A 3,037-nucleotide genomic window follows, 5' to 3' on the forward strand; every position below is an offset into this window, starting at 1 on the left:
ACATAACACACAGTTGAAGTAGATATTTAGCTACTAATAGATTTAATAAGTCTTTTTTAAGTAAAGTATTCACTTTTAAAACATTTCAAAATTAACAGGACACATATGGATGCTCCAGAGATGTCAACCGATAATCTTGTATTACCAACTATCCGTTGTGATGAAACAGTCTTAAAGTGACTTAGATCTAAGATATATTCAGACTCATTATTAACGTGGGCTAAATCAGCCCTGGCCTATGATGAAGTCTTTACCGGATAGCGCCTACCGGATAGCGCCTACCGGGTAGCGCCTACCGGGTAACGCCTAAAGACTGAATACGACTAGGAACCGCATGCCTTACCGCCTAAAAATGCACCCACTTGGATTATAATACTTGTCTGTCTGGAGACCGCATCATGGCTTTAGTGAGGTAGGCGTATTACATTTTTTTATTATGTTGTAAATAATGGGAATAAGTGTTGTAAAGGTTACCCTGAGTATTACCTTCCTAAACAACCATATAGGCTTGGTGCATTTGTGCTACTCGGAATGGAACATGGTTGGGTTAATGCAAAGAATTTCATATTAAACGCTTACTTGTGATGGCATCATACAACAGTGTTTATGTCGTGCAAGTGACAGCCTAATTAGCCGCATTCTCGGCATAAATATAGGGCCACCTTTCTGTTACGGCCATTCTATCTTTAGAACTTGCATTAACGGCACTAGCATACAAAATACATTCGTAAATAAACACAAATAAACCATTGTTTGACTGAACCCGTCAGCATAGAAATCGTTTCTTTTGGCAGTTGATAATTAACATAAGCAGTTTTTATTGACATACCTTAGCTAATTTAATGCACATAGTTCGCCCTTAAAAAGTGACATTGAATCTAGTTTTTGCATTCGCGTTGTTACCAAAACAATTGTGATGACCCGCACCCAATAACGTCTTCTAATGTGTATTAGCGTGACTATGCTTAAAGTTGATATGTCATTATAAAAAATTATGGCAGCAACCTAACAATCAATACTTGTTGTCATCGGTCAAAAGTAGGTAGTAACCTTATCCAAATAGCTCCACTTCGAATAAGCTTTTCTGTCGTCACAAATAATGCCTTCAACGATCCTACACCCGCATTCAGGCCCATAATTCTCTTAAAAAAATTCACTACAGAGCCCCTCCAATATTGTAGAGATAATATTACATTAACTGCTCAATATTTTAAGAGGTAATGACAAAGCACTATTATCTGTTTGACCAACAAACCAAATAATGGCACTCAAGCCACCCAAAGTAATGACATACCACAAAATAGAAATAATTTGAGCGTAACGATTAAGGGGCAATAGCTCACTGAAGTGTCGGCGTTTATATTCAAAGAATATTTCCACACTACCTATAGCAAGTAAAAAACCTAACAATGCCAAACCAAAGTGATAACTAACGTAAACCCCTAACATGGCGCCCAATGTGCAGGCGACCATACCAACACGAGAGTTAATTGAAAAAGCGATACTTTTAAGTACATGCCCACCATCTAAAGGCAATACAGGTAACATATTAAATAAATTAAGCAGCGCATTAAATACCGCTAAACCTGCGAGTACTTCTATATCGGTAAGCCAATAGCCCAATAAGCAAGCGATAGACAATATCAAGCCAAAAAATGGCCCCATAATTGAAATAACAATATCTTGCCAGCGTGTATTAATTTTGTCGTCGCTGAGCGCTAGACCTCCCACAAAAGGAATAAGGTAAATACCTTTGGTTTTCAAACCAAAGTACTTCATCGCCCTAATATGACCATATTCATGAAACACCAGACAACATATCAGGGCAATGGCAAACTCAATAGAAAACAACCAGCTGTAAGCGGCTAAACTGCCTGCAGCAAACAACACTTTAATCACCTTGGCACTTTTGAACAGTTTTAAACCCAGCCCCCCCATACCAATAAAACTAAATTTCATCGGTTGTTTTTTGCCTTGAATGACTTGCCTTTGCTCTATGTCTTTTTCAGTCAGTGTATTTTCATGCAATAGCTCATCATTCACTAAAAGCTTGAATTGCAGCTCAAAAGGCTGCCATTGCAAAGCACCATTGAGATCCACTTGGAGATCGCCTTGTTCATTTTGAAGTAAAAATTGATGTGAAAAGTCATTATTGCCTACACTGACACTCACTTGCGAAACACATTGATCACCCCAAAACAGTTGTTGCCACCCAGCCATCGAACCTTCTAACTTAAGTGTTTTACCTAAACACTCTACTTCTAATAATTGCACTATATAAACTCAACAAATAAAACCACGCCCGATTATTGCTATATTTATTGATGGGACAAGGTTTATCGAGAATAAATGTTAAAAATTAAATAAATGCAGTGGATAGCTAAAAACTAAAAGTAAAAGATGTTGAACCACAAAAAAGTCGAGAGTACGGAGAAAGAATCAAAAACTGAAATATCTGGGCGATTTACATTAATTTGGACTGGGCTACATTCAGTAAAATAAATTATCGATGAATTGAACTAGTACAGTTATTACCTCTCCGGTTATGTAATTTATGTGTGTGTTTTCTTTTTGAGCCTGATAATTTACCAGGCTCTTTTTTTGCCTGCGATTTAGCTGTACTTCATTAATAGCTTAATAACGCGAAATAAAATGGATAGGAGAAGGGGCTAGTAACTCGGAGCACAAAGAATATCAAAAGTACGAAAGAAAAATTTGAAAACAGGTTGGTTTATCACGGTTGACTCAGATATCTGTTTTCCTGATAGTTTGACCTACTCCATATATTTTACTTTTCAACGAATCTGACCCCGCGGGTTAATGAAATTGATAGACCACAACTAAGGTTTTCCATATTATTCCCACGGGTGACTCCGTAATTTTGGGGTTATATGTTTTTGCTATTAAACCCACTTTCAATAGACCAACTTTAGCGAACAGCTTTACCGAAAGTTTGGGATGTCCACTAGAGTTGAAAACATCCAATATAAAAATAAGCAGTTAAATTACAAATACACCCATTGTAACAAACCAGTAA

1 protein-coding gene is annotated in these 3,037 nt (G+C 37.1%); it reads right to left on the reverse strand.

Annotated elements, in window-relative coordinates; all coding sequences use genetic code 11:
* Positions 1-1,194: 1,194 nt before the first annotated feature.
* Positions 1,195-2,274 carry a site-2 protease family protein gene (locus tag QZ562_RS20690; RefSeq protein WP_293764551.1) on the reverse strand — a complete coding sequence of 360 codons (1,080 nt, stop codon included), beginning with the start codon at positions 2,272-2,274 and terminating at the stop codon, positions 1,195-1,197.
* Positions 2,275-3,037 lie beyond the last annotated feature (763 nt).

The organism is uncultured Paraglaciecola sp., assembly GCF_913058035.1.
GTDB lineage: Bacteria > Pseudomonadota > Gammaproteobacteria > Enterobacterales > Alteromonadaceae > Paraglaciecola.